Below are 20,739 nucleotides of genomic sequence, written 5' to 3'. Positions count from 1 at the left end.
GCTCGTGACGCTGGGGCTGCTGGTGGGGGCGCAGGCGGCGTTCACCCGGAACGACACCGCGGATCAGAACGCGGTGCGCTTCCTGGAGTCCGTCTGGCTCCAGCCCCCCGGCCGCCCGTCCGCGCCCTTCTGGCCTCGCGCGGGGTCCTGAAGCCCCCGCTATACTGGCGCCCCCTCTCACGGGAGACGGTGCATGACGACGCGGCTGTGCCTGCTGTTCACCCTGCTGCTGTGCGCCCCGGCGGCCCGGGCCGACGACGCGGCGGAGCTCTGGAGCAGGAGCTGCAAGTCCTGCCACGGGCCGGATGGCCGCGCCCAGACGCGCCTGGGCCAGAAGGAGGCCATCGCCGACATGAGTCAGGCCTCCTGGCAGAAGGCCGAAACGGACGCCGAGCTGCGCGACGTGATCGCCAACGGCTCGTCCCACAACCCGAAGATGAAGGGCTACAAGGACCGGCTCACCCCGGAGCAGATGGACGCACTGGTACGATACATCCGCACCTTCAAGGCGAAGTAGCGCGCCGGGTGAATAACCCGTGGCGCCCAGGCGTCTTGGGATTGCGAGAATCGGAGCCGCTCATGAAGACCCTCACTGTCGCCATCGTGTTCTGCCTGTCCCTCGTCAGCCTGTTCGCCTCGGTGCGTGCCGACGCCAACGCCTTCCCCCGCCTGGAGCCGGGCGTCTCGCAGCCGGTGGCGCTGATGCCCAAGGGCGGCGACAAGGGCGGCGGCGACGACAAGAAGGGTGGCAAGGGCGGCGAGGAGGACGAGGAGGAGTTCCGCCAGTCTCCGCGCGCCCTCTCCCAGCAGGCCGCCCTGGAGCTGGTGGACCCGGGCGTCCTGAATGACATGCTCCGCCTGCGCGCCGCCCTCCGCAGCGGCCAGCGCTAGCCTCACCCCCGCTGGAAAAGGGCGGTGATGTCGCAAGGAATGGGGGGCTCGCAAACTTTGCGGAGCCGCGTGACGTCAAACGGCACCCCCCGTTCCAGCCCACCCCCCTTATTCCGGCCGGTTGGGTGCCAGCCCTCCCGGCACGCGAATTGCTCAACATCGGACTCAACGCTGTGCCTCCCCCCAGGGGCGCGCGAAGGAGTCCTTGATCGTGCTTCGTCCAAACTCCCACCGCCGTCAGCCGCGGGGCTTCACGCTCCTGCTCGCGCTGGGCGTGGTCGCCGTCGTGACGATGGCGGTGATGCTCAGCTTCAGCGTGGTGGGCCGCGAAGCGGACACCCAGGCGGACACCCGCCGCCAGAAGCAGGCGTTCTTCGCCGCCGAGGCGGGCCTCGCCGAAGGGCGCGAGGCGCTGCGCCTGCTGCTGAAAAACAACGGGAGCGATACCACGATGGGCCTGCCCGCCGCGCTGGGAGGGGCCTCTCCGGTGGGCGACATCCCCGCGCTCGCGGCCGCCAATCCCCCCTGGTACGAGCTGCTGCCCGGACCGGGGGCGGACAAGTGGAACAGGTACACGATCCTCAAGACCAACCTGGGCACGACTGAAATCCCCGCGGGCGTGGACTACCCGGAGCAGAACAACGTGCGCTACCGCGTCTTCATCCGGGACGACCTGGATGACGACCAGAGCACCGTCGACAGCAACCGCCAGCTGTGGATCCTCGCCGTGGGCGAGGTGACCACCGCGAACGGCCGTCCGACGCGCTCCATGGTCCAGGCGCTGGTGACCAACGCGACCGGTGAATCCATCTTCTCGCCCGGCTGCCAGATGGAGAACTGCAGCTCGGACAACAACAACAACAACAACAAGGACAACGAGGAGCCGGAGGAGGGGAGCACCTTCACCCTTCCGTGACCTCGTCTGTCCCCACGAGTTTCCCCACGAGCCCCCCCATGAAACGCTTGATTCCCCTGCTGCTCCTGCTCCCGGCGCTCGCCAGCGCCCAGGAACGCGGCGAAGTGGCCTTCAACAAGGCCTGCGCGCAATGCCACCAGGCCCGGACCCCGAAGGAGAAGCCGGCGGGGCTGCTCGGCTCCCGCAAGCCCGTGGGGCCCTACATGGACCAGGTGCTGCGCAGGAAGTCCCTGACGGAGGCCCGCACCTGGGTGGAGTCCCCCCACCGGATCAACCCGAAGACCAACTGCGACACCCGCCTGCTGTCCCGCGACGAGTTGGACAACCTCACCAGCTTCCTCTCCACCCTGGCGGTGGCCCCTCCGCCCTCGCGACGGATGATGCTGCGCAAGCAGATGGCGGAGCAGGTGGCGGTGCGCGAGGCGCGTAACAAGGCGGAAGCGAAGGCGAAGTCCCAGCCGAAGAACCAGGGGAAGCAGTGATGCGCATGCTCTTTCGACGAACCCTCACGGCGCTGGTGCTGACGGTCGCGACGCCCTCGCTGACCCACGCGCAGCTGCTGTGCCAGGACGACCTGGCCAACGACAAGCAGGGCGCATTCAAGCTGGGCCCCGGCGGCCTCACCGTCGCCAACAACACCATCATCCTGCGCGACGACGGCCGGCTCCAGCTCAACACCAACCTCAAGAAGCTGGACTCGGAGAACATCACCTTCCCGTTCGACCAGACGGTCACCATCGACTACGTGTACGAGTCCGCCGGCGCGTCGCACTCGCTCGGCTACCTGTACATGGATGACGTGAAGGCCCGCGGCTACGCGGATGCCAGCGGCAACCTGGTCGACAAGAACAGCAACGGCATCCTCGACCTGCACGAGGCCATCTACAACCTGACGCCGGACGACGACACGGTCCTGCCCATCAAGTACGTGGGCAAGACGCGGCGCTGCAACCAGACCTTCACATCCGGGGGCAAGAAGTACAACGAGCCCGATCTGGCGATGTGGGACACCTGCGCCAAGACCTTCTCCTCGAAGACCGACGTGACGGACGCGCGCCCGGGCCGCGCGCACAACAGCGGCCTCAACATCGCCAACGACTGGGTCGGCAGCAACGACGTCAACACCAGCACGGGCGACAACGGCCTGTTCCCGTACATCCCCAACCTGCTGGAGCCGGCCGCGCCCGCGAACGACAACGAGGGCATCGGTCGCATGGTCTTCCTGCTGGTGGATGACGACAGCGACAACGACGTCGAACGCAACCTCGGTCCCGTCGCGGACGCCACCGAAGACTCCGACGGCGTCCCGGACTACAACGTCTCCCAGTATGACTTCCGGGGCATCAAGCTCCCCGTGCCGCCGTTGTTGGATCCCGAGTACGACAACTACCAGAACATCAACACGGGCGACCGCCGGGTCAACCTGGGCCTCGTCCAGGGTGGCAAGGAGATCGTCTTCTTCGCCGTCGTCTACTACGCCGCTGAACACAACACGTCCAAGGACACGGTCGCCCCCTGCCTCAAGCGCCAGCCCTACACGGGCGTCGCCGCCGAGGACGGCAAGTGCCTGCTGCACCTGCAGACGGCCGTCTCCGTGTTCTTCTCCAAGGCCACCTGGAACCTGGACCAGAACTTCGAGGCGCCCGCGGACAACAAGGTGACGGAGCGCAACATCGGCTGCGGCTACGATGACGGCTGCAACTCGCCCACGGACACGGAAGCCTGCGGCATCGTGAACACCACCAAGAGCGCCTGCGGCTGGCTGGATCAGGACACGCTCAACCGCCTGGATACGCCTGCCTACAAGAACCTGAAGATGCCCATGGAGGGCGTGACCGTGATGCGTCCGGGCACGGAGGTCTCCAATCCCCAGGTCGCGATCGACAAGATGAACTACATGCCCCACGTCATCGTGGGCGCGCCCACCACGGACCCCTTCCGGTGGATCCTCGGCTTCGAGGACCTCAACGGCGGCGGTGACCGCGACTTCAACGACATCGTGTTCATGGTCAACAAGGAGAACGGCGGTGGCGCCAAGTCCCCCACGGTGTCCTCGGACGTCATGAACGAGACGGGCGACAAGCTGGGCCCGAACTTCACCATCACCAAGGTCCGCTTCCGCCGTCAGGACGACATCGCCCCCTATGCGACCCCCGGGGATCCGCCCACGAACATCCGCACCGGCTGCACGAAGGCGCCCTGCTGGACCGAGGAGATCGCCGGGGCCTGCACCGCGAACGGCGTGAAGCCCACCATCACCTATTCCATCGCCGTGGACTGCCGCGTGCTGAACACGTCGGGCGTCTACGAGAAGAACGACTCGCCCACCTGGGTGCCGGTGCCGCTGAACAACCAGGGGGAGTACCCCGACCAGGAAGTGGAGATCGACATCCTGGCGCTGGGCCTCACCGGTTCGCAGCTGTGCTGGAAGGTGGACATCAGCAGCCCCAGCGAGCTGTGCCGTCCCATCATCGACGACGTCGACATCGGCTACCAGGCGGTGCGCTCCGGCGCCTACGCGCGCTCCAATCCCAGCACGATTGGCAACGTCGCCGTCTGGGGTGTGAACGAGACGCCGGGCCAGAACTGGGGCGTGAACTGGAGCAGCGAGGGCACCCTGCCGCCCGCCGGCACGCGCGCCTATGACGGCGCCAAGGACTTCGCCATCCGCGGCCGCCTGTACATGCAGTCGCTCTACGACCCGAGCTCGGTGGCGCCCACGACCAACCCGAAGCTGCGCTGGGAAGCCGGACGCGTGATGGCGCTGTCGCTGGCCTCCTCCAACCCGCTCAACCGCAAGCTCTACACGATGAACAACGCGGGGGCGCGCAAGGAGGTGAAGGACGTGGCCGAAGTGGGCGACACGCTGCTGCCTGCCTCCCTTTGCAACACGTACAGCGAGATTGACGGCCGCTACCTCTACGACATGAACCACGACGGCATCTGCAGCGTCCTCGCGCTGGAGGATCCACTGGATCCGCTCCTTCCCTCCAGCGACCGCCAGTTCCTGATCGACTGGCTGTACGGATACGAGAACGTGAGGGCCGCGACGGCCGCCACCAAGTTCCGGCCCTGGCCCTTCGGCGGCATCAACCTCTCCACCGTCGCGCTAGTGGTCCCGCCTTACAAGGACAACTGGTACCAGAACGCGAAGGGCACCGAGCGCGACATCTACCGCAAGAACTTCATGGAGCCCCTGGAGACCCGGAGCACCCGGGCCTTCGTGGGCACGATGTCGGGCGTGCTCCACGCCTTCGACGCGGGTGCGTTCCGCAATGAGGTGAACGACGGCTGCATCTCGACCCCACAGCATCGCGGCTACTTCCTCCCGACGTCCTGCCCGACGAACGGCACCGTGGCGCCCCGCGCGTACGGCAGCGGCGAGGAGGTCTTCGCCTACATGCCCAACCTGATGCTGGGCCAGTACCGCAACCAGTACGTGCGCTTCCGCAACTCCGGCACCCTGGTCCGCCCCCAGCTGGATGCGTCGCCCAGCATCGCCAACGTGGACCTGGGTGACCGCAACGACTGGAACGACAACATCAAGTACGACTGGAAGCCCGCGACCGCGGAGGAGAAGCAGAAGGGTGCCAAGACGGTGCTCGTCTCCGCGACGGGCAAGTCCAGCCCGGTGGTCTTCGCGCTGGACATCACGGATCCGACGAAGACCTGGTACCCGCTGCCGCTGTGGGAGTTCAGCCTGACGGACCCGGACGTGACTTCCGCGTTCACCACCGCCGTGCAGAATGACACCACGGGCACCGTGAAGCTGCCGGACAACTCGGGCTCCCGGCACGCGCCCTCCGTGGTGCGCATCTCCTGGGGCTCCGCGCAGGACAAGGACCGGCGCTGGGTGGCGGTGGTCGGCACCGACTACGATCCGGGCGCCGCGCGCGCGGGCGCCGTCTACATCCTCGACATGAAGACGGGCAAGCCGCTCCAGTACGACAACGGCAACGACGGCAGGTACGCGGGCGTCATCACCTTCGAGCAGGGCTCGGGCATCGCGGCCGAGACGGCGCTGCTGGACCTGGACAAGGACGGCTCCTACGACGTCATGTACGTGCCCACCACGGCCGGCAGCATCTGGCGCGTCAACCTCAAGGACGTGAGCAAGACCCGGAAGCTGGGCAGCCAGGTGAAGAAGTGCATGGTGGCCCACGCGGCGTCGGCGCTGCAGGGCCGCTCGGATGCGAGCCAGACGCAGCTGGACCTGCAGGAGCTCTACTCCAGCATCGCGGTGAAGCTCGTCACCACGGACGCGGGCCCCGCGGTGCGCTTCTTCTTCGGCACCAGCGACAGTCCTGACAAGTACACGGACGGCTACAAGGAGGCGGATCCCGCCAACCCCACGTACCGGTACCACCTGCTTGCCTTCGAGGATACGGACCCCGCGGGCAGCAAGCCGTGCGCGGAGCTCGAGCCCCTGTGGGTGCAGAAGCTGGGCGCGGGCCAGAAGCTGTGGGGTGGCGTGACGCTCAGTTCGGACAGCCTCTACGCCGCGACCGCGGTGGGCACGGCGGCGGACATCTGCAGCCTGGACCCGGTCAAGAAGGGCGAGTCCTACACCGCCAACCAGTCCAGCGGCGTCATGGGATTTGTGCCACTGGAAGGCCATGCCATCTCCTCGCCGGTGGTCCATGACGAGCACCTCTTCGTGCTCACGGCCACGGGCAAGATGACGGTCAAGGGCAAAGGCAAGTGGAACAATCCGGGCGGCACGGGCGGGGCGGCACGCTCGCAGATCATGCTGTGGGAACCGCTGCCTGACGGGAGATTGCCGCAATGAAGCAGCGCGCCTCACGGGGTGTCACCCTGCTGGAAGTCATGGCCACCATGGCCGTCATGCTCGTGGGAGTCGCCGCGGCGATGACCGTGGTGAGCCAGACGACCCGCTCCAACCGCCGCACCCTGACCGCCAATCAGGCGCAGATCATCGCGGAGCAGGAGCTGGAGAACATCCTCCAGTTGGGATGCCAGGGTTCGCCGACCTGCGAAGTCGTGCAGAGCCGGAGCTTCGACATGTACCAGACGTCGGAGGGGCTCCTGCGGAACACGCCCCCCACGGATCCGAAGGTCATCGCGCGCAAGTACACGGTGGACGTCGACGTGGACAACTCCAAGGCCTCCGCCACCCTCGAGGAGGGCAAGGTGGGGGAGCCGGCCATCAACCGCAACCTCGTGGGAACCACGGCGGGCACGGTCGTGAACGTGCGGGTGTCGGTGAGCTGGGATGAGCCGGGCGTTCGCGCGGACCGGCAGATGGTCGTCCTCCAGAGTCGGATGGCACCATGAAACCGTCCTCCCTCCACGACCGGGGCTTCACGCTCCTTGAAGTGATGATCGCCAGTGCGCTCGGGGTCGTCGTGCTCACCACGGGGCTGGTGGTGGGCACGCAGATGCAGAAGCGCGCCCTCTTCGAAGAACAGACGATGACCGCCCAGGTCACCGGGCGGGCCGTGAAGGAGATGCTCACGCTGGACGTGTCCCGAGCGGGAACCGGCATGGGCAACACCCCCATCTCCTTCGACACCCCTGTCCACCAGGAGCGCTCGGCCATCACGGTCTGGTCCAAGCCGGACCTGAAGACAGGCATCGGGACCACGCTGGGCGCGGACCCGGACTTCGAGCCGCCGCCCGCTGGGTTCCCGGCTTCGGACGCCCTCCAGCTCTACTGGGGGGACACGAACGGGATGATCACCCTGGCGCCCTGTCCGACGCTGCCCCGGGTCCGCGAGGAGGATGTCACGACGGGCGTCACCTTCTGCACGCGCCCGAATCCCTCGACGGCCCTGGTGGACACCACCACCCCCACGCTCGCCGTGCTCGCCAGCGGGGGCAACAAGAAGGCCTGCCCCGTCCTGGTGGACAGCGTGCAGCAGGGCAGCGCGAAGCTCGTCATCAAGGCCGCGAACGCCCAGGTCCCCCGCTCGGACATCTGCGCCGGCACGGTCCACTGGACGAAGGCCACCGGGGACATCGAGAACTGGGTGGCCCTGCGGCTGAGCGGCGCGGCCTACCGGGTGAACTGGAAGGGCGGCATCCCCACGCTGGAGTACCGCGCCCCGAACCAGACGGCCTGGTCGGTGTTGAGCCGTGACGTGGAGCAGCTCATCGTGCGCGAGGGCGTCGTCAATCTCGGCCCCCCCCCGACCGCCAGCACCCCCCTGAACCAACTGGAGTGGTACCCCAGCGACACCACGCCGCCCCCGAGCGTCGTCCGTCCGTCCATCTCCGATTGCGACGTGGCCCAGTACAACTCGGGCCACTGCAAGACGGACAACTTCTCCTCGACGGGGAAGGAGGACCTGCCGGCTCCGACCACGAAGGAGGAGGTCATCCAGCGCCTGCGCCAGCGGGTGCGCGAGCTGGAGGTGACGCTGGTCATCCGCACGCGGCGCATCAACCGCGACGCGTCCACCACGGGCTCGGATGAAGAGGGCCTGGCGAAGGACGGCTACACGCGCAGGCGCTACACCTTCCGCGTCGCGGCGCGCAACATGACGGTGGGCCTGCAGCGGCCGCCGCCCCCGGTGACTCCATGAAGCAGACGCGTGGCATGACGTTGTTGGAGCTGATGACGGCCGTGGCGGTGGTGGCCGTGCTCATCACCCTGGCGGTGGCGGGGGCGCAGGGCCGCATCGGCGGGCAGCGGGAGAACGCCGCCACGCGCGAGCTGTGGTCGTCCGCCCTGCGGGCGCGCCAGCTGGCCATCAGCACCAACCAGCCGGTGCGCTTCGTGGTGGAGAACAACGTCCTCCAGCCGGACGGCCGCAGCTACACCGTGGCCCGCTGGGAGCGGCTGCGGTGCGGAGACGACCTCAGCAACCCGGACCTGTGGAGCCTGGATGCGTGCCCCAGCACGACCTGTCTGAACAAGTCGTGCCGCCAAAGCCCCGGGTGCTGCAGCGAGACGGGAACGGACATCGTCATCCCGGCGTCCATGAACGCCACGTCGATCCACGCGCTCTGCTTCCTGCCGGGCTCCGGCCGGCCGGCGTTCAACAAGATGGACTGCCTGCGCGGGTCGCTCGGCACGCCCGCCACCATCGCCGCGGCGGCGCCCACGGACAGCTCCATCCAGTTCAGGTTCACCTCCAAGCGCGCCAAGAGCGTGCTGATGGTGGAGCCGCTGACGGGCCTGTCCAGCGTGATGGACTGCGACTCGCTGGCCGCGACCACCTCCGACGCCGCCTACAAGGACGTCCGGCTGGCGGCGGCCTGCGCGGTGCCCTGAAGTGCCGCTGAGCGGCCGTCCTGTTCCACGGCCACATGACAGGCGTTCAGCATCCAGCGTTGATTTGGGGCAGGCAGCACCCTAATTAGCCACGTGGGCCCTCCCGGGCCCCCGCATGGACACCTTGCTCCCCCCCAAGTCAGACGGCACGCCCTGGCCCGGCGGCACGCCTCCGTCCGGAGACGCGTTCGCACGCCTCCTGGCCACCCTCCACGTCGGACACCGCGCGCGGACCCAGGGGGTGAAGGGGGCGGCGCGCGGGCACCTGCTCGCCCGCCTGCACCGGGAGCTGAAGACCCCGCTCGTCTGCGTGGCCGCGGACGAGGAGGCGGCGGACGCGCTCGCGCACGACCTGGCCTTCTTCCTGGGCGGCACCGGCAGCCTGCTGGAGCCCCGGGTGCTGCGCCTGCCCGCGGACGAGGTGCTCCCGTACGACGAGCTGTCGCCGGAGGCGGGCCCCATCACGGAGCGGCTGGGCGCGCTGTTCCACCTGGCGCGCGGCACGCCCTTCCCCGCGCTGGTGCTGTCGCTGCGCGCGCTGCACCGCCGCGTGCTGCCGCTGGCGGTGATGGCGCAGCTGGCCCAGCGGGTGGAGGTGGGGCAGGACTTCGACCGCGACTCGCTGGCGCGGAAGCTGTCGCTGATGGGCTACCAGAACAGCCCGCTGGTGGAGGACAAGGGCACCTTCAGCGTGCGCGGCGGCCTGCTGGACGTGTTCAGCCCGCTGTACGAGCGGCCGGTGCGCCTGGAGTTCTTCGGGGACACCATCGAGTCCATCCGCGTCTTCGACCCGGAGTCGCAGCGCACGGTGGACGCGCTCAAGTCCGTGGACCTGGTGCCCGCGCGCGAATTGCTCCTCACCGACGACACGCGCCCGCGCGCCGAGGCCGCCGCGCGTTCGGTGGCGGACCGCATCAACCTGCCCACCATCAAGCTGCGCGAGCGGCTGGAGGCGCTGCGCGAGGGGCTGCCCGGCTTCGGCCTGGAGGGGCTCCTGCCCGGCTTCTTCGAGGGCGGGCTCGTCACCGTGTTCGACTACCTGCGCGCCTGGGCCCCGGAGCCCGTCGTCTACCTGGACGACCCGGTGGCGCTGGACCGCGCCGTGGACGAGCTGTGGGCGGAGCTGGCCAAGGGCGTGGCGGAGGCGGACGCGCGCCAGGACCTCACCTACCCGCCGGAGCACCACTTCCTGTCGCGCGAAGGCGTGGCCGCGCAGCTCAAGGCCCTGCGCGTGATGGAGGGCGGTGGCCTGTCGCTCACGCAGATGGAAGTGCCGGTGGCCTTCACGTTCGGCACGACGCAGGACCTGCGCGAGGCCATCCTCGCGCACCATGGCGAGGAGGGCGCCCTCACCCCGCTGGTGGAGCGGCTGCAGCGCTGGCGCGACACCGGCGTGGCGTGCGCGGTGGCGTGCGGCACGCTGAGCCAGGCGGACCGGCTCAAGCGGCTGCTGTTGGATCGCTCCGTGATGGTGAAGGTCCACACGGAAGCCCTGGGCGACCCGGCGAAGCTCTACGAGCCCTCCGTGTTCGCGCACCTGTTCACCGGCGAGGTGAGCCACGGCTTCGTGGACACCGAAGGCCGGCTGGTGGTGCTCGCGGACGAGGAGATTTTTGGCGTCCGCTCCCGCCGCCGCGTCAAGCGCAGCAAGAAGCTGGATGCGTTCGCCGCGGGCTTCAAGGACCTGAAGGAGGGCGACCTCATCGTCCACACCGACTTCGGCATCGGGCGCTACGCGGGCCTGACGAAGATGGAGGTGCAGGGCATCCCCGGGGACTTCCTCGTCCTGGAGTACGCGGGGCGCGACAAAATCTACCTGCCGGTGGGCCGCATGCGGCTCATCCAGAAGTTCACGGGCGGCAACCCGGAGACGGTCCAGCTGGACAAGCTGGGCACGACGAGCTGGGAGAAGACGAAGAAGCGCGTCAAGGAGCAGCTGCTCAAGATGGCGGCGGAGCTGTTGCAGATGGCCGCCGCGCGCAAGGCGCACCCGGGCTACGCCTTCCAGCCGCCGGACCGGTACTACGCCCAGTTCGAGGCGGACTTCGAGTTCGAGGAGACGCCGGACCAGGCGAAGGCCATCGAGGACGTGCTCGCGGACATGCAGAAGCCGCAGCCCATGGACCGGCTCGTCTGCGGCGACGTGGGCTACGGCAAGACGGAGGTGGCGATGAGAGCCGCCTTCAAGGCCACGTTGGACCGCAAGCAGGTGGCGGTGCTGGTGCCCACGACGGTGCTGGCGCAGCAGCACTTCCATTCCTTCAAGAAGCGCTTCAAGGACTACCCCGTCACGGTGGAAGTGATTTCCGGCATCCGCAAGCCGCCCGAGGTGCGCGACATCCTCAAGCGCGCCAAGGAGGGCCGGGTGGACGTCGTCATCGGCACGCACAAGCTGCTGGCGGGCGAGGTGGCCTTCAAGGACCTGGGGCTGCTCGTGGTGGACGAGGAGCAGCGCTTCGGCGTGAAGCAGAAGGAGGCCCTCAAGCGGCTGCGCACGCAGGTGGACGTGCTCACGCTGACGGCCACGCCCATTCCCCGCACGCTGCACATGAGCATGTCCGGCGTGCGCGACATGAGCATCATCGCCACGCCGCCGCAGGACCGGCGGGCCATCCGCACCTTCGTGATGAAGTACGACGACGCCGTCATCAAGGAGGCCGTCGAGCGGGAGATTGCGCGCGGAGGGCAGGTCTTCTTCGTGCACAACCGCGTGGAGTCCCTGCACTCCATGGAGGAGGAGCTCAAGAAGCTGCTGCCGAACATCACCATCGGCGTGGCGCACGGGCAGATGGGCGAGGGGCAGCTGGAGAAGGTGATGCTGGCGTTCACCGAGCGCAAGTACCAGGTGCTCCTGTGCACGAGCATCATCGAGAGCGGCATCGACATCTCCAGCGCCAACACGATGATCGTCAACCGGGCGGATCAGTTCGGCCTGGCGCAGCTGTACCAACTGCGTGGGCGCGTGGGCCGCAGCAAGGAGCGCGCGTACGCGTACCTGCTGGTGCCCACCCGCCGTCCGGTGACGAAGGACGCGCAGCGGCGGCTGGAGGTGCTGCAGAACTTCACCGAGCTGGGCGCGGGCTTCTCCATCGCCAGCCATGACCTGGAGATCCGCGGCGCGGGCAACCTGCTGGGCGAGAAGCAGTCGGGCGCCATCGCGGAGATCGGCTTCGACCTGTACGCGCAGCTCATGGAGGAGGCGGTGGCGGAGCTGCAGGGCCAGCCGCCCAAGGTGCACGTGGAGCCGGACATCAACCTGCCCCTGCCGGCGCTCATCCCCGACGACTACGTGGCGGACGTGCACCAGCGGCTGGTGTTCTACAAGCGCTTCAGCCAGGCCAGCCACCCGGACGAGGTGACGGACCTGCGCGCGGAGCTGGTGGACCGCTACGGCGAGGCGCCCGACGAGGTGGACGCCCTCTCCGAGGTGACGCTGCTGAAGATCGACATGCGGGAGCTGCGGCTGCGCGCGCTGGAGGGCGGCCCCAACCGCCTGTCGATGGCGCTGGGCGGGGACGCGCTCCTGGACGGCATGAAGGTGGCCGCCCTGGTGCAGCGCTCCAAGGGCTACTACCGGCTCACGCCGGACATGAAGCTCATTGCTCGGGTGCCCCCGGAGGTGAAGGGGCACGCGCTGCTCGGGGAGGCGCACAAGATGCTGCGCGACCTGGGCACCTGCGCGCTGCCCCGGCACTGACGGGCGGCGTGGCGTTCAACGCCCGTTGCAGAAGCGGGCCACCGCGCGCGTGAGGGCGGCCTCGCAGCGCACCAGGTCTTCCATGGGGACGTACTCCCCCGTCTGGTGCGCGACGCGGATGTCGCCGGGGCCGAACACCACGGCCTCCGCGCCCAGCTCCGTGAGCTGCGGGGCCTCCGTGCCGAAGGACACCGTCTCGGACGCGTTGCCGCTGACCTCCTCCAGGAAGCGCACCACGTCCGCGTCTCCGCGCGTGTGGACGCCCCGGTCCATGCGCAGCACGTGGATGCGCGCCTCGTAGGCGGGCTCGTCGCGCACGAGCTCCTGGCGGATCTGCTCCATCAGCGCCGGGACGTGCTCCGCGGCCTGGCCGGGGATGGGGCGCCACTCGACGGTGAAGCGGCAGGAGCCGGGCAGGACGTTCTTCGCCTTGCCACCCTGGATGAGGCCCACGTTCACCGTGGTGAAGGGGGGCTGGAAGCCCTCGTCGCGGTCCTCGCGCAGGACGGTGTTCGCGATGGTCTCCAGCCGGTGCAGGAAGCGGCCAGCGCGGAAGATGGCGGACGCGCCCAGCTCCGGGTACGCGCTGTGGCCCTCCTTGCCCAGCACCTCCACCTCCGCCAGGCAGTAGCCCTTGTTGGCGCGCACCGGGATGAGGCGCGTGGGCTCTCCGACGATGGCGTGGCGCGCTCGGCCCAGGCCCGCGGACACCAGCTTCTTCGCGCCCACGAGGCCCACCTCTTCATCCGCGGTGAGGATGACGAGCAGCGGAGCGTCCAGCGCGGGCAGGTCCTTGCGCGTGGCCGCGTGCAGCGCGCAGGCGATGAAGCCCTTGGTGTCACATGCGCCGCGGCCGTAGAGCTTGCCGTCCCGTTCGGTGAGGCGCAGCGCGTCCGTCCACGCCTTGTCGTAGGGCACGCAGTCGGAGTGGCCCACCAGCGCGAGCGCGGCGCGGTCGGCGTCCCCCTTGCGCGCGACGAGGTTCACCTTCGCCACGCCCGCGTCGTCGGTGTAGTGCTGACGCTCGGCGCTGAAGCCCGCGGCCTCCAGCTTCGCCTGGGCGTAGTCGATGAGGGGCGCGTTGGGGCGCGAGGACGTCGTGTCCAGCGCCACCAGTTCCGCCAGGGTGGCCCGCAGCGCGGGCAGCGTGTCGCTCATGGGATGGCCTCCAGTCAGGCCACCTGCATGCCACCGCCCACGCCGCGATGCCAGCCGTCCGTGACTCCAGCGTCAGAAGGAGGCCACCGCGTCCGTGTCCACCGCCCGTGCGGACTCCGAGTTGTCATTCGCGCCCGGCTTGCCCAGGCCCCGCTCGATGGCCGGCTCCGACGCGTTCACCCGGCCCACGTAGAAGACGCCGTGGTAGCCCTCCGCGTTGGGCGAGCCCCAGACGTGCACGAAGAAGCGGTCCCCGTTGTCCTTCCCCTTCGTCGCCTTCACGCCGCAGTCCAGCTTGCGGCCCTTCTGATCCGCCGCGCAGATCCACGCCGAGCCGCTGTCGTAGGCCATGTCCAGGGCGATGACATCCTCGAGCTGTTCCTTCAGGAGCCGGCCCATGGGCTGGTAGGCCGGGGCCCACGGCAGGCCCTGCGCGGTACGCGAGTGGACGTTGCCGCTCATCACCAGGTGCAAGCGCGTGGGCGCCGCCTTCACCTGCGAGAGCACCGTCGCCGCGAGCGCGTCCTCGCGCTTCTGACCGTTGAGCTTCGGGTGGTCGTAGACGAACGCCGTCACATCCAGGCCCTGCGCTCGAAGCTGCCGCAGTTGCTCCAGCATGTTGGCCACCGCTTCGCTGCCACGGCCGTCCGGGTACGGGCTGCGCCAGAAGGGCGACTCCATCAGCTGGAGCCAGTCCGCTTCCTCGCCCTTGCTTTCGAGGAAGCGCTTCACGCGCGCCTCGTTCTCCAGCGGCAGCTCCAACCCCAGGGACACCGGCGTACCGGACGTGACGAGCTGGCAGATGGCCTGCGCGATGAAGCGCGGCACCTCCTGCGTGCCGTGCAGCTCACCCAGCAGCATCACCCCACCCGGCTTCACCTGCTTCTTCAGGCCGATGATGGCTTGACCGCATTCGGTGAAGGACGGCACCTCCTTCACACCGGGCGCCCGCGCCGCGAGCTTCACGGGCACGGCTGCCTCCTGCTTCGCCAGCTTCGGCGCGATGCCGCGGAAGACCTTCCACTCCATGTTCAGGTCGCGCGTGCCCTGACCGGACTCGGCATAGAAGCCATTCTCCCCGCGCGGGAAGTCAAACCGGTCCTGGTCATCCTCGAAGGTGACGCCCAGGCTCCCACTCGCCGTCGACGACCCGTCTCCTGGAGCGCCCAAGTCCCGTTGATTGATGGGGAGTCCCATGCTCCGGCTCGAGCCCCACTCCAGCTCCTTGCCGGGTCGGGAGAGGGCCCTGTTCACGGTCTTGGTGATGCGGATGATCCACAGCTTGCTCTTCGTGGGCGTCTCCCGCTTGCCAATGACCATGTAGCGGTGCCAGTAGCCCGCAATCTTCGAGCCCCCGAACTCCTCCTTCCACTCCGTCTGCAACACGAGGCTGCCCTTGTCCTCGCGGTAGCTCAGGCCGGCGTCCTTGAAGTACTCGCGCACCGACGGCCACATCTCCTCCAGGGGCGCGTCGTAGATGGCCTCGTGGTCCGGCGTCTCAACACCCTGCCGACCTGCGCATCCCACCGCGAAGAACAACGACATCCATCCCACCAGCCAGACCGAGCGCATGACGTGATTCCTTTCATCCCATTGCACGATGAAGAGGAAACGCGACCTGACGGCGGATGTATCGAACTACGAGCCGGACGTGGAACCTGTCGGCGCGAGGGGCTCGGCATCCGATGGCCGCCCCAGGCCATTCTCGATGGCTGGCTCCGACGCGTTCACCCGGCCCACGTAGAAGACGCCCTGGTAGCCTTCCGCGTTGGACGCGTCCCAGACGTGCACGAAGAAGCGGTCGCCGTTGTCCTTGCCCTTCGTCGCCTTCACACCACAGTCCAGCTTGCGCCCCACCTCATCCGCCGCGCAGATCCACGCCGAGCCGCTGTCGTAGGCCATGTCCAGGGCGATGACGTCCTCGAGCTGTTCCTTCAGGAGCCGGCCCATGGGCTGGTAGGCCGGGGCCCACGGCAGGCCCTGCGCGGTACGCGAGTGGATGTTGCCGCTCACCACCAGGTGGAAGCGCGCAGGCGCCGCCTTCACGTGCGAGAGCACCGTCGCCGCGAGCGCGTCCTCTCGCTTCTGTCCCGTGAGCTTCGGGTGGTCGTAGACGAACACCGCCACGTCCAGCCCCAGCGCGCGCAGCTGCCGCAGCTGCTCCAGCATGTTGGCCACCGCCGCGCTGCCGCGACCGTCCGGGTACGGGCTGTGCCAGAAGGGGGCCTCCATCAGCTGGAGCCAGTCCGCTTCCTGCCCCTGGCTCTGGAGGAAGTGCTTCACGCGTGCTTCGTTCTCCACCGGCAGCTCCAGTCCCACCGACACCGGCATGCCGGACGTGACGAGCTGGCAGACGGACTGCGCGATGAAGCGCGGCACCTCCTGCGTGCCGTGCAGTTCACCCAGCAGCATCACCCCGCCCGGCTGCACCCGCTTCTTCAGGCCGATGATGGCCTGACCGCACTCCGTGAAGGACGGGGCTTCCTTCGCACCAGGGGCCCGGGCCGCGAGCTTCACGGGCACGAACTGCTCCTGCTTCGCCAGCTTCGGCGCGATGCCACGGAAGACCTTCCACTCCATGTTCAGGTCACGCGTGCCCTGGGCGGAGTCCACGTAGAAGCCGTTCTCCCCTCGCGGGAAGCTGAACCGGTCCCCGTCGTCCTCGGTGCTAACGCCGTCCTCGGGGCTATCGCCGGCGGCGATCCTCCGGTTTACGCCCCAGTCGATCTGCCGGCCGGGGGCCATCAGCGCCTTGTTCACGGTCTTGGTGATGCGGATGACCCACAGCTTGCTCGTGGTGGGCGTCTCCCGCTTGCCGATGACCATGTAGCGGTGCCAGTAGCCGGAGATCTTCGAGCCGCCGAACTCCTCCTTCCAGTCCGTCTCCAGCACGAGACTGCCCCGGTCCTCGCGGAAGCTCAGGTTCGCGCTGTCGAAGTACTCGCGCACCGACGGCCACATCTCATCCAGGGGCGCGTCGTAGATGGCCTCGTGGTCCGGCGTCTCAACAGACTGCCGGCCCGCGCATCCCACCACGAAGAACAACGACATCCATCCCACGAGCCAGGCCGAGCGCATTGCTTGATTCCCCTCATCCAGTTGCACGATGAAAGGGAAACGCGACCTGGCCGCGGACGTATCGAACTACGAGCCGGATGCCGGCTGCGCCGGAGCGCTCCCGGTCTCCGGCTCCTGCGCGGGCACGGCGTCCGAAGGCATCCCCAAGCCCTTCTGGATGGCCGGCTCCGACGCGTTCACCCGGCCCACGTAGAAGACGCCGTGGTAGCCCTCCGCGTTGGGCGAGCCCCAGACGTGCACGAAGAAGCGGTCGCCGTTGTCCTTGCCCTTCGTCGCCTTCACGCCGCAGTCCAGCTTGCGGCCCTTCTGATCCGCCGCGCAGATCCACGCCGAGCCGCTGTCGTAGGCCATGTCCAGAGCGATGACATCCTCGAGCTGCTCCTTCAGCAGCCAACCCATGGGGCGGTAGCCCTTGTCCCACGGCAGGCCCTGCGCGGTGCGCGAGTGGACGTTGCCGCTCATCACCAGGTGCAAGCGCGTGGGCGCCGCCTTCACCTGCGAGAGCACCGTCGCCGCGAGCGCGTCCTCGCGCTTCTGACCGTTGAGCTTCGGGTGGTCGTAGACGAACGCCGTCACATCCAGGCCCTGCGCGCGCAGCTGCCGCAGTTGCTCCAGCATGTTGGCCACCGCTTCGCTGCCACGGCCGTCCGGGTACGGGCTGCGCCAGAAGGGCGACTCCATCAGCTGGAGCCAGTCCGCTTCCTCGCCCTTGCTTTCGAGGAAGCGCTTCACGCGCGCCTCGTTCTCCAGCGGCAGCTCCAACCCCAGGGACACCGGCGTACCGGACGTGACGAGCTGGCAGACGGACTGCGCGATGAAGCGCGGCACCTCCTGCGTGCCGTGCAGCTCACCCAGCAGCACCACCCCGCCCGGCTTCACCTGCTTCTTCAGGCCGATGATGGTCTGGCCGCACTCGGTGAAGGCCGGCGCCTCCTTCGCACCGGGCGCCCGCGCCGCGAGCTTCACGGGCACGGCCGCTTCCTTCTTCGCCAGCTTCGGCGCGATGCCGCGGAAGACCTTCCACTCCATGTTCAGGTCACGCGTGCCCTGACCGGACTCGGCATAGAAGCCATTCTCCCCGCGCGGGAAGTCGAACCGGTCCTGGTCATCCTCGAAGGTGACGCCAAAGTTCCCACCCGACGTCGAGGACGCGTCTCCAGGGGCGCCCGTGTCCCGGCCACCGGCAGGGCCGATGCTCCGGCTCACGCCCCACTCCAGCTCCTTGCCGGGTCGGGAGAGGGCCCTGTTCACGGTCTTGGTGATGCGGATGATCCACAGCTTGCTCTTCGTGGGCGTCTCCCGCTTGCCGATGACCATGTAGCGGTGCCAGTAGCCCGCGATCTTCGAGCCCCCGAACTCCTCCTTCCACTCCGTCTGCAGCACGCGGCTGCCCTTGTCCTCGCGGTAGCTCAGGCCGGCGTCCTTGAAGTACTCGCGCACCGACGGCCACATCTCATCCAGGGGCACGTCGTAGATGGCCTCGTAGTCCGGCGTCTCCGGCTCCTGACGCCCCGCGCAAGCCACCACCAGTCCCAGCAACACGAATGACAGCCAGAGCCCTGAGCGCATCCCAATCCCCCCGCAAGAGCGGTGTCCCTGACGCTTCAACGCCCGCGCCCGTGCCGCCATATCGTTCCCCGCCCACCTCACGGGTAGAGCCGCTCCGCGAGCCCCTGGAAGGCCCGGCCGCTCTCGTCCGCGAGCGGATGCCGGCCGTCCCGCACGACCCACCGGCCCGCCACCGCGACCTCCCGCACCGTCCCCGGTGTCGCGCCGAAGACGATGGCTGGCAGCAGCGACGCGGGCCCCGCGCCCACCAGCGACGGGTGCGTCAGGTCCACCGTGAAGAAGTCCGCGGGCGCGCCCGGCGCCAATGCTCCCGTGTCCAGGCCCAGGCTGCGCGCGCCCTGCACCGTGGCCATGTCCAGCAGCCGCGCCGCCAGCCCGTCCAGCGTGCCCGTCCCCGGGTCCAGCACCGCCCGGCGCAGCCGCACCAGCCGCAGGTGCTGCTCCAGCTGCCGCGCCTCGTCCAGCAGGTCCACCAGCGTCTGACTGTCGGAGCCCAGGCTCACGCGCGCCCCGGCCCGCACCAGCGCGTCCGCCGGGACGATGCCGTCCCCCAGGTTGCGCTCCGTGGACGGGCACGCGCACACCGTGGCCTCCGCGCGGCCCAGCAGCGCCACCTCGTCGTCCGTCAGGTGCACGCCGTGCACCGCGGTGAAGCGCGGTCCCAGCAGCCCCACGTCCGACACCAGCTCCACGGGGCGGCGGCCGTGCTCCGCCAGACACGCCTCGATCTCCTTCGGCTGCTCCGCCACGTGCATGTGGATGGGCATGCCCGCCGGCGCGGCGCGGGCCACCTGCGTCAGCCAGTCCCGTGACACCGCGCGCACGCTGTGCGGCGCCAGCCCCACGTTCACCCGCGCGTCGCCGCGCACGGCCCGCTCCAGTTCCAGCGTGGTGGCCAGGAACGTGTCCACGTCCGCGTCGATGAAGCGGCGCTGACGCGGGTTCGCGGGCACGTTGAAGCCCGCGCGCGCGTAGCCCACGCGCAGCAGGCAGATGCGCAGCCCCACGTCGGTGGCCGCGCGGATGACCGCGTGCGCCAGCGCGTTGCGGTCCGCGTAGGGCGTGCCGTCCGCCTGGTGGTGCAGGTAGTGGAACTCCCCCACCGCGGTGATGCCGGAGAGCACCATCTCCACGAACACCTGCCGGGAGGCGACGTAGACCTCCTCCGGCGTCAGGGCCTCCGCGGCGCGGTACATCGCCTCGCGCCAGGACCAGAAGTCGTCCTGACCCCGGCCCGACGCCACGTATTCGGTGCGCCCCCGGATGAGCCGCTGGAACGCGTGCGAGTGGCCGTTGACGAGCCCCGGCAGCAGCGCGCGCCCCGCGAGCCGCTCCACGCGCGCGCCCTCGGGCACCGCGTCGAGCACGCGGCCATCCGCGCCCACCGCGAGCGCCCGGCCCGGGTGGAAGCGTCCGTCCACGAAGAGGAAATCAGGTTGATAGACAGTGATGTCGCTCACGCGCGGCAGCGTATGCCAGCCCCCGTGGGAGCGCAGCAGCGCAAAGGCGCGCGGGCTCAGGCGCCCACTTCGGCGCCTTCCAGGAAGGAAGCGCGTGCCTCCGCCCAGGGACGGGTGCGCACGGCGTCGCGGATCCACGTGCCGTGGCGCCGCTCGTCCTCACGGTGCTGCCGGATGAGGACCTTCACCGCCGGGGTCCACTCGAACTGGAGCGCCAGCTCATAGGCCCGGTCGAAGAGTTCCTCGTTGCCGAGCATCGCCCACAGCGTGGCCTCCGTCCCCATCAGGCCCGTCATCGCCGTCAGGCCCTTCATCGCGGAGCCCTTGAGGTCCGAGCGCAGCGCGACCGGTTCGCCCCCGAGGTCGCGGATGAGCGTGTTCAGGTCCTGCACGTGGCGCAGGTGGTCCGCGCGGAAGCTGTTGAGCCGCTCGCGCACCAGCGCGGGTCCGATGCGCGAGATGGCCACGTCATAGGCCCCCACGGCGTCGGCATCGAGATGGGCCAGGCTGGTCAGGCGGGCCACTTCGGACTTGTCGGCCATCGGCGCCTCCTCCAATGCGAGTGCAAGAGCCCGAACAATGTGGAGACCCTTCCCCACATCACCAACCACCTTGCCGTAGACCCGTTGTCCCGTTGAACCCAGGGCAGGCGGGCAGGCGGAGGGCGCGGCACGGCGACACCCGGGGACAAGCGGACGGCGGCACGGGAGGGAGGGACTGCCCGCCCGCCCAC

General features: G+C 69.0%; 15 protein-coding genes. 9 read left to right on the top strand and 6 right to left on the bottom strand.

Annotated elements, in window-relative coordinates:
- Positions 1-193 precede the first annotated feature (193 nt).
- The 9 genes from D7X12_RS23765 (at position 194) to mfd (ending at position 12,741) form a co-directional block, all read left to right on the top strand.
- Complete coding sequence (locus tag D7X12_RS23765) at positions 194-517, top strand: c-type cytochrome (protein WP_120627565.1); 324 nt, start codon at positions 194-196, stop codon at positions 515-517.
- 62 nt (positions 518-579) lie between these two features.
- Positions 580-891, top strand: a complete 312-nt coding sequence (locus D7X12_RS23760; protein WP_120627564.1) for a hypothetical protein — start codon at positions 580-582, stop codon at positions 889-891.
- A gap of 211 nt (positions 892-1,102) precedes the next feature.
- The gene (locus D7X12_RS23755) at positions 1,103-1,807 is read left to right on the top strand and encodes a hypothetical protein (RefSeq protein ID WP_208719247.1); all 705 of its coding nucleotides are present in this window, start codon (positions 1,103-1,105) and stop codon (positions 1,805-1,807) included.
- Between the two features lie 38 nt (positions 1,808-1,845).
- On the top strand, positions 1,846-2,289 hold the full coding sequence (locus D7X12_RS23750; protein WP_120627563.1) for a c-type cytochrome: 444 nt from the start codon (positions 1,846-1,848) through the stop codon (positions 2,287-2,289).
- A 5-nt stretch (positions 2,290-2,294) separates the two neighbouring features.
- The gene (locus D7X12_RS23745; RefSeq protein ID WP_244224739.1) at positions 2,295-6,596 is read left to right on the top strand and encodes a DUF4114 domain-containing protein; all 4,302 of its coding nucleotides are present in this window, start codon (positions 2,295-2,297) and stop codon (positions 6,594-6,596) included.
- A complete protein-coding gene (locus D7X12_RS23740) occupies positions 6,593-7,102 on the top strand; it encodes a type IV pilus modification PilV family protein (protein WP_244224738.1) in 510 nt (169 codons plus the stop codon). Before D7X12_RS23745 ends, D7X12_RS23740 begins: the two co-directional genes overlap by 4 nt.
- Complete coding sequence (locus tag D7X12_RS23735; RefSeq protein ID WP_120627560.1) at positions 7,099-8,352, top strand: PilW family protein; 1,254 nt, start codon at positions 7,099-7,101, stop codon at positions 8,350-8,352. Before D7X12_RS23740 ends, D7X12_RS23735 begins: the two co-directional genes overlap by 4 nt.
- Entirely contained in the window at positions 8,349-9,044 is a 696-nt protein-coding gene (locus D7X12_RS23730) for a pilus assembly FimT family protein (protein WP_120627559.1), read from the top strand. Before D7X12_RS23735 ends, D7X12_RS23730 begins: the two co-directional genes overlap by 4 nt.
- Before the next feature lie 115 nt (positions 9,045-9,159).
- Complete coding sequence (gene mfd, locus D7X12_RS23725) at positions 9,160-12,741, top strand: transcription-repair coupling factor (protein WP_120627558.1); 3,582 nt, start codon at positions 9,160-9,162, stop codon at positions 12,739-12,741.
- 15 nt (positions 12,742-12,756) lie between these two features.
- On the opposite strand, the gene argE is transcribed toward mfd, so the two are convergent.
- From argE to D7X12_RS23695, 6 genes are all read right to left on the bottom strand, one after another.
- Positions 12,757-13,899 carry an acetylornithine deacetylase gene (gene argE / locus D7X12_RS23720; protein ID WP_120627557.1) on the bottom strand — a complete coding sequence of 381 codons (1,143 nt, stop codon included), beginning with the start codon at positions 13,897-13,899 and terminating at the stop codon, positions 12,757-12,759.
- 72 nt (positions 13,900-13,971) lie between these two features.
- Positions 13,972-15,471, bottom strand: a complete 1,500-nt coding sequence (locus D7X12_RS23715) for a hypothetical protein (protein ID WP_120627556.1) — start codon at positions 15,469-15,471, stop codon at positions 13,972-13,974.
- A 66-nt stretch (positions 15,472-15,537) separates the two neighbouring features.
- Complete coding sequence (locus D7X12_RS23710; RefSeq protein ID WP_120627555.1) at positions 15,538-16,977, bottom strand: hypothetical protein; 1,440 nt, start codon at positions 16,975-16,977, stop codon at positions 15,538-15,540.
- 66 nt (positions 16,978-17,043) lie between these two features.
- Positions 17,044-18,546, bottom strand: coding sequence for a hypothetical protein (locus D7X12_RS23705; RefSeq protein ID WP_120627554.1), 1,503 nt, complete (start codon positions 18,544-18,546; stop codon positions 17,044-17,046).
- A gap of 77 nt (positions 18,547-18,623) precedes the next feature.
- Positions 18,624-20,006 (bottom strand): formimidoylglutamate deiminase, encoded by a 1,383-nt coding sequence (gene hutF / locus D7X12_RS23700; protein WP_120627553.1) that lies wholly within the window; start codon positions 20,004-20,006, stop codon positions 18,624-18,626.
- Positions 20,007-20,062: 56 nt separating this feature from the next.
- On the bottom strand, positions 20,063-20,548 hold the full coding sequence (locus D7X12_RS23695; RefSeq protein ID WP_120627552.1) for a ferritin-like domain-containing protein: 486 nt from the start codon (positions 20,546-20,548) through the stop codon (positions 20,063-20,065).
- Positions 20,549-20,739: the final 191 nt, after the last annotated feature.

It is taken from the genome of Corallococcus sicarius (assembly GCF_003611735.1).
Taxonomy (GTDB): domain Bacteria; phylum Myxococcota; class Myxococcia; order Myxococcales; family Myxococcaceae; genus Corallococcus; species Corallococcus sicarius.
Note: the sequence above shows the minus strand (reverse complement) of the source record. Positions and strands in the feature narration are given on the sequence as shown.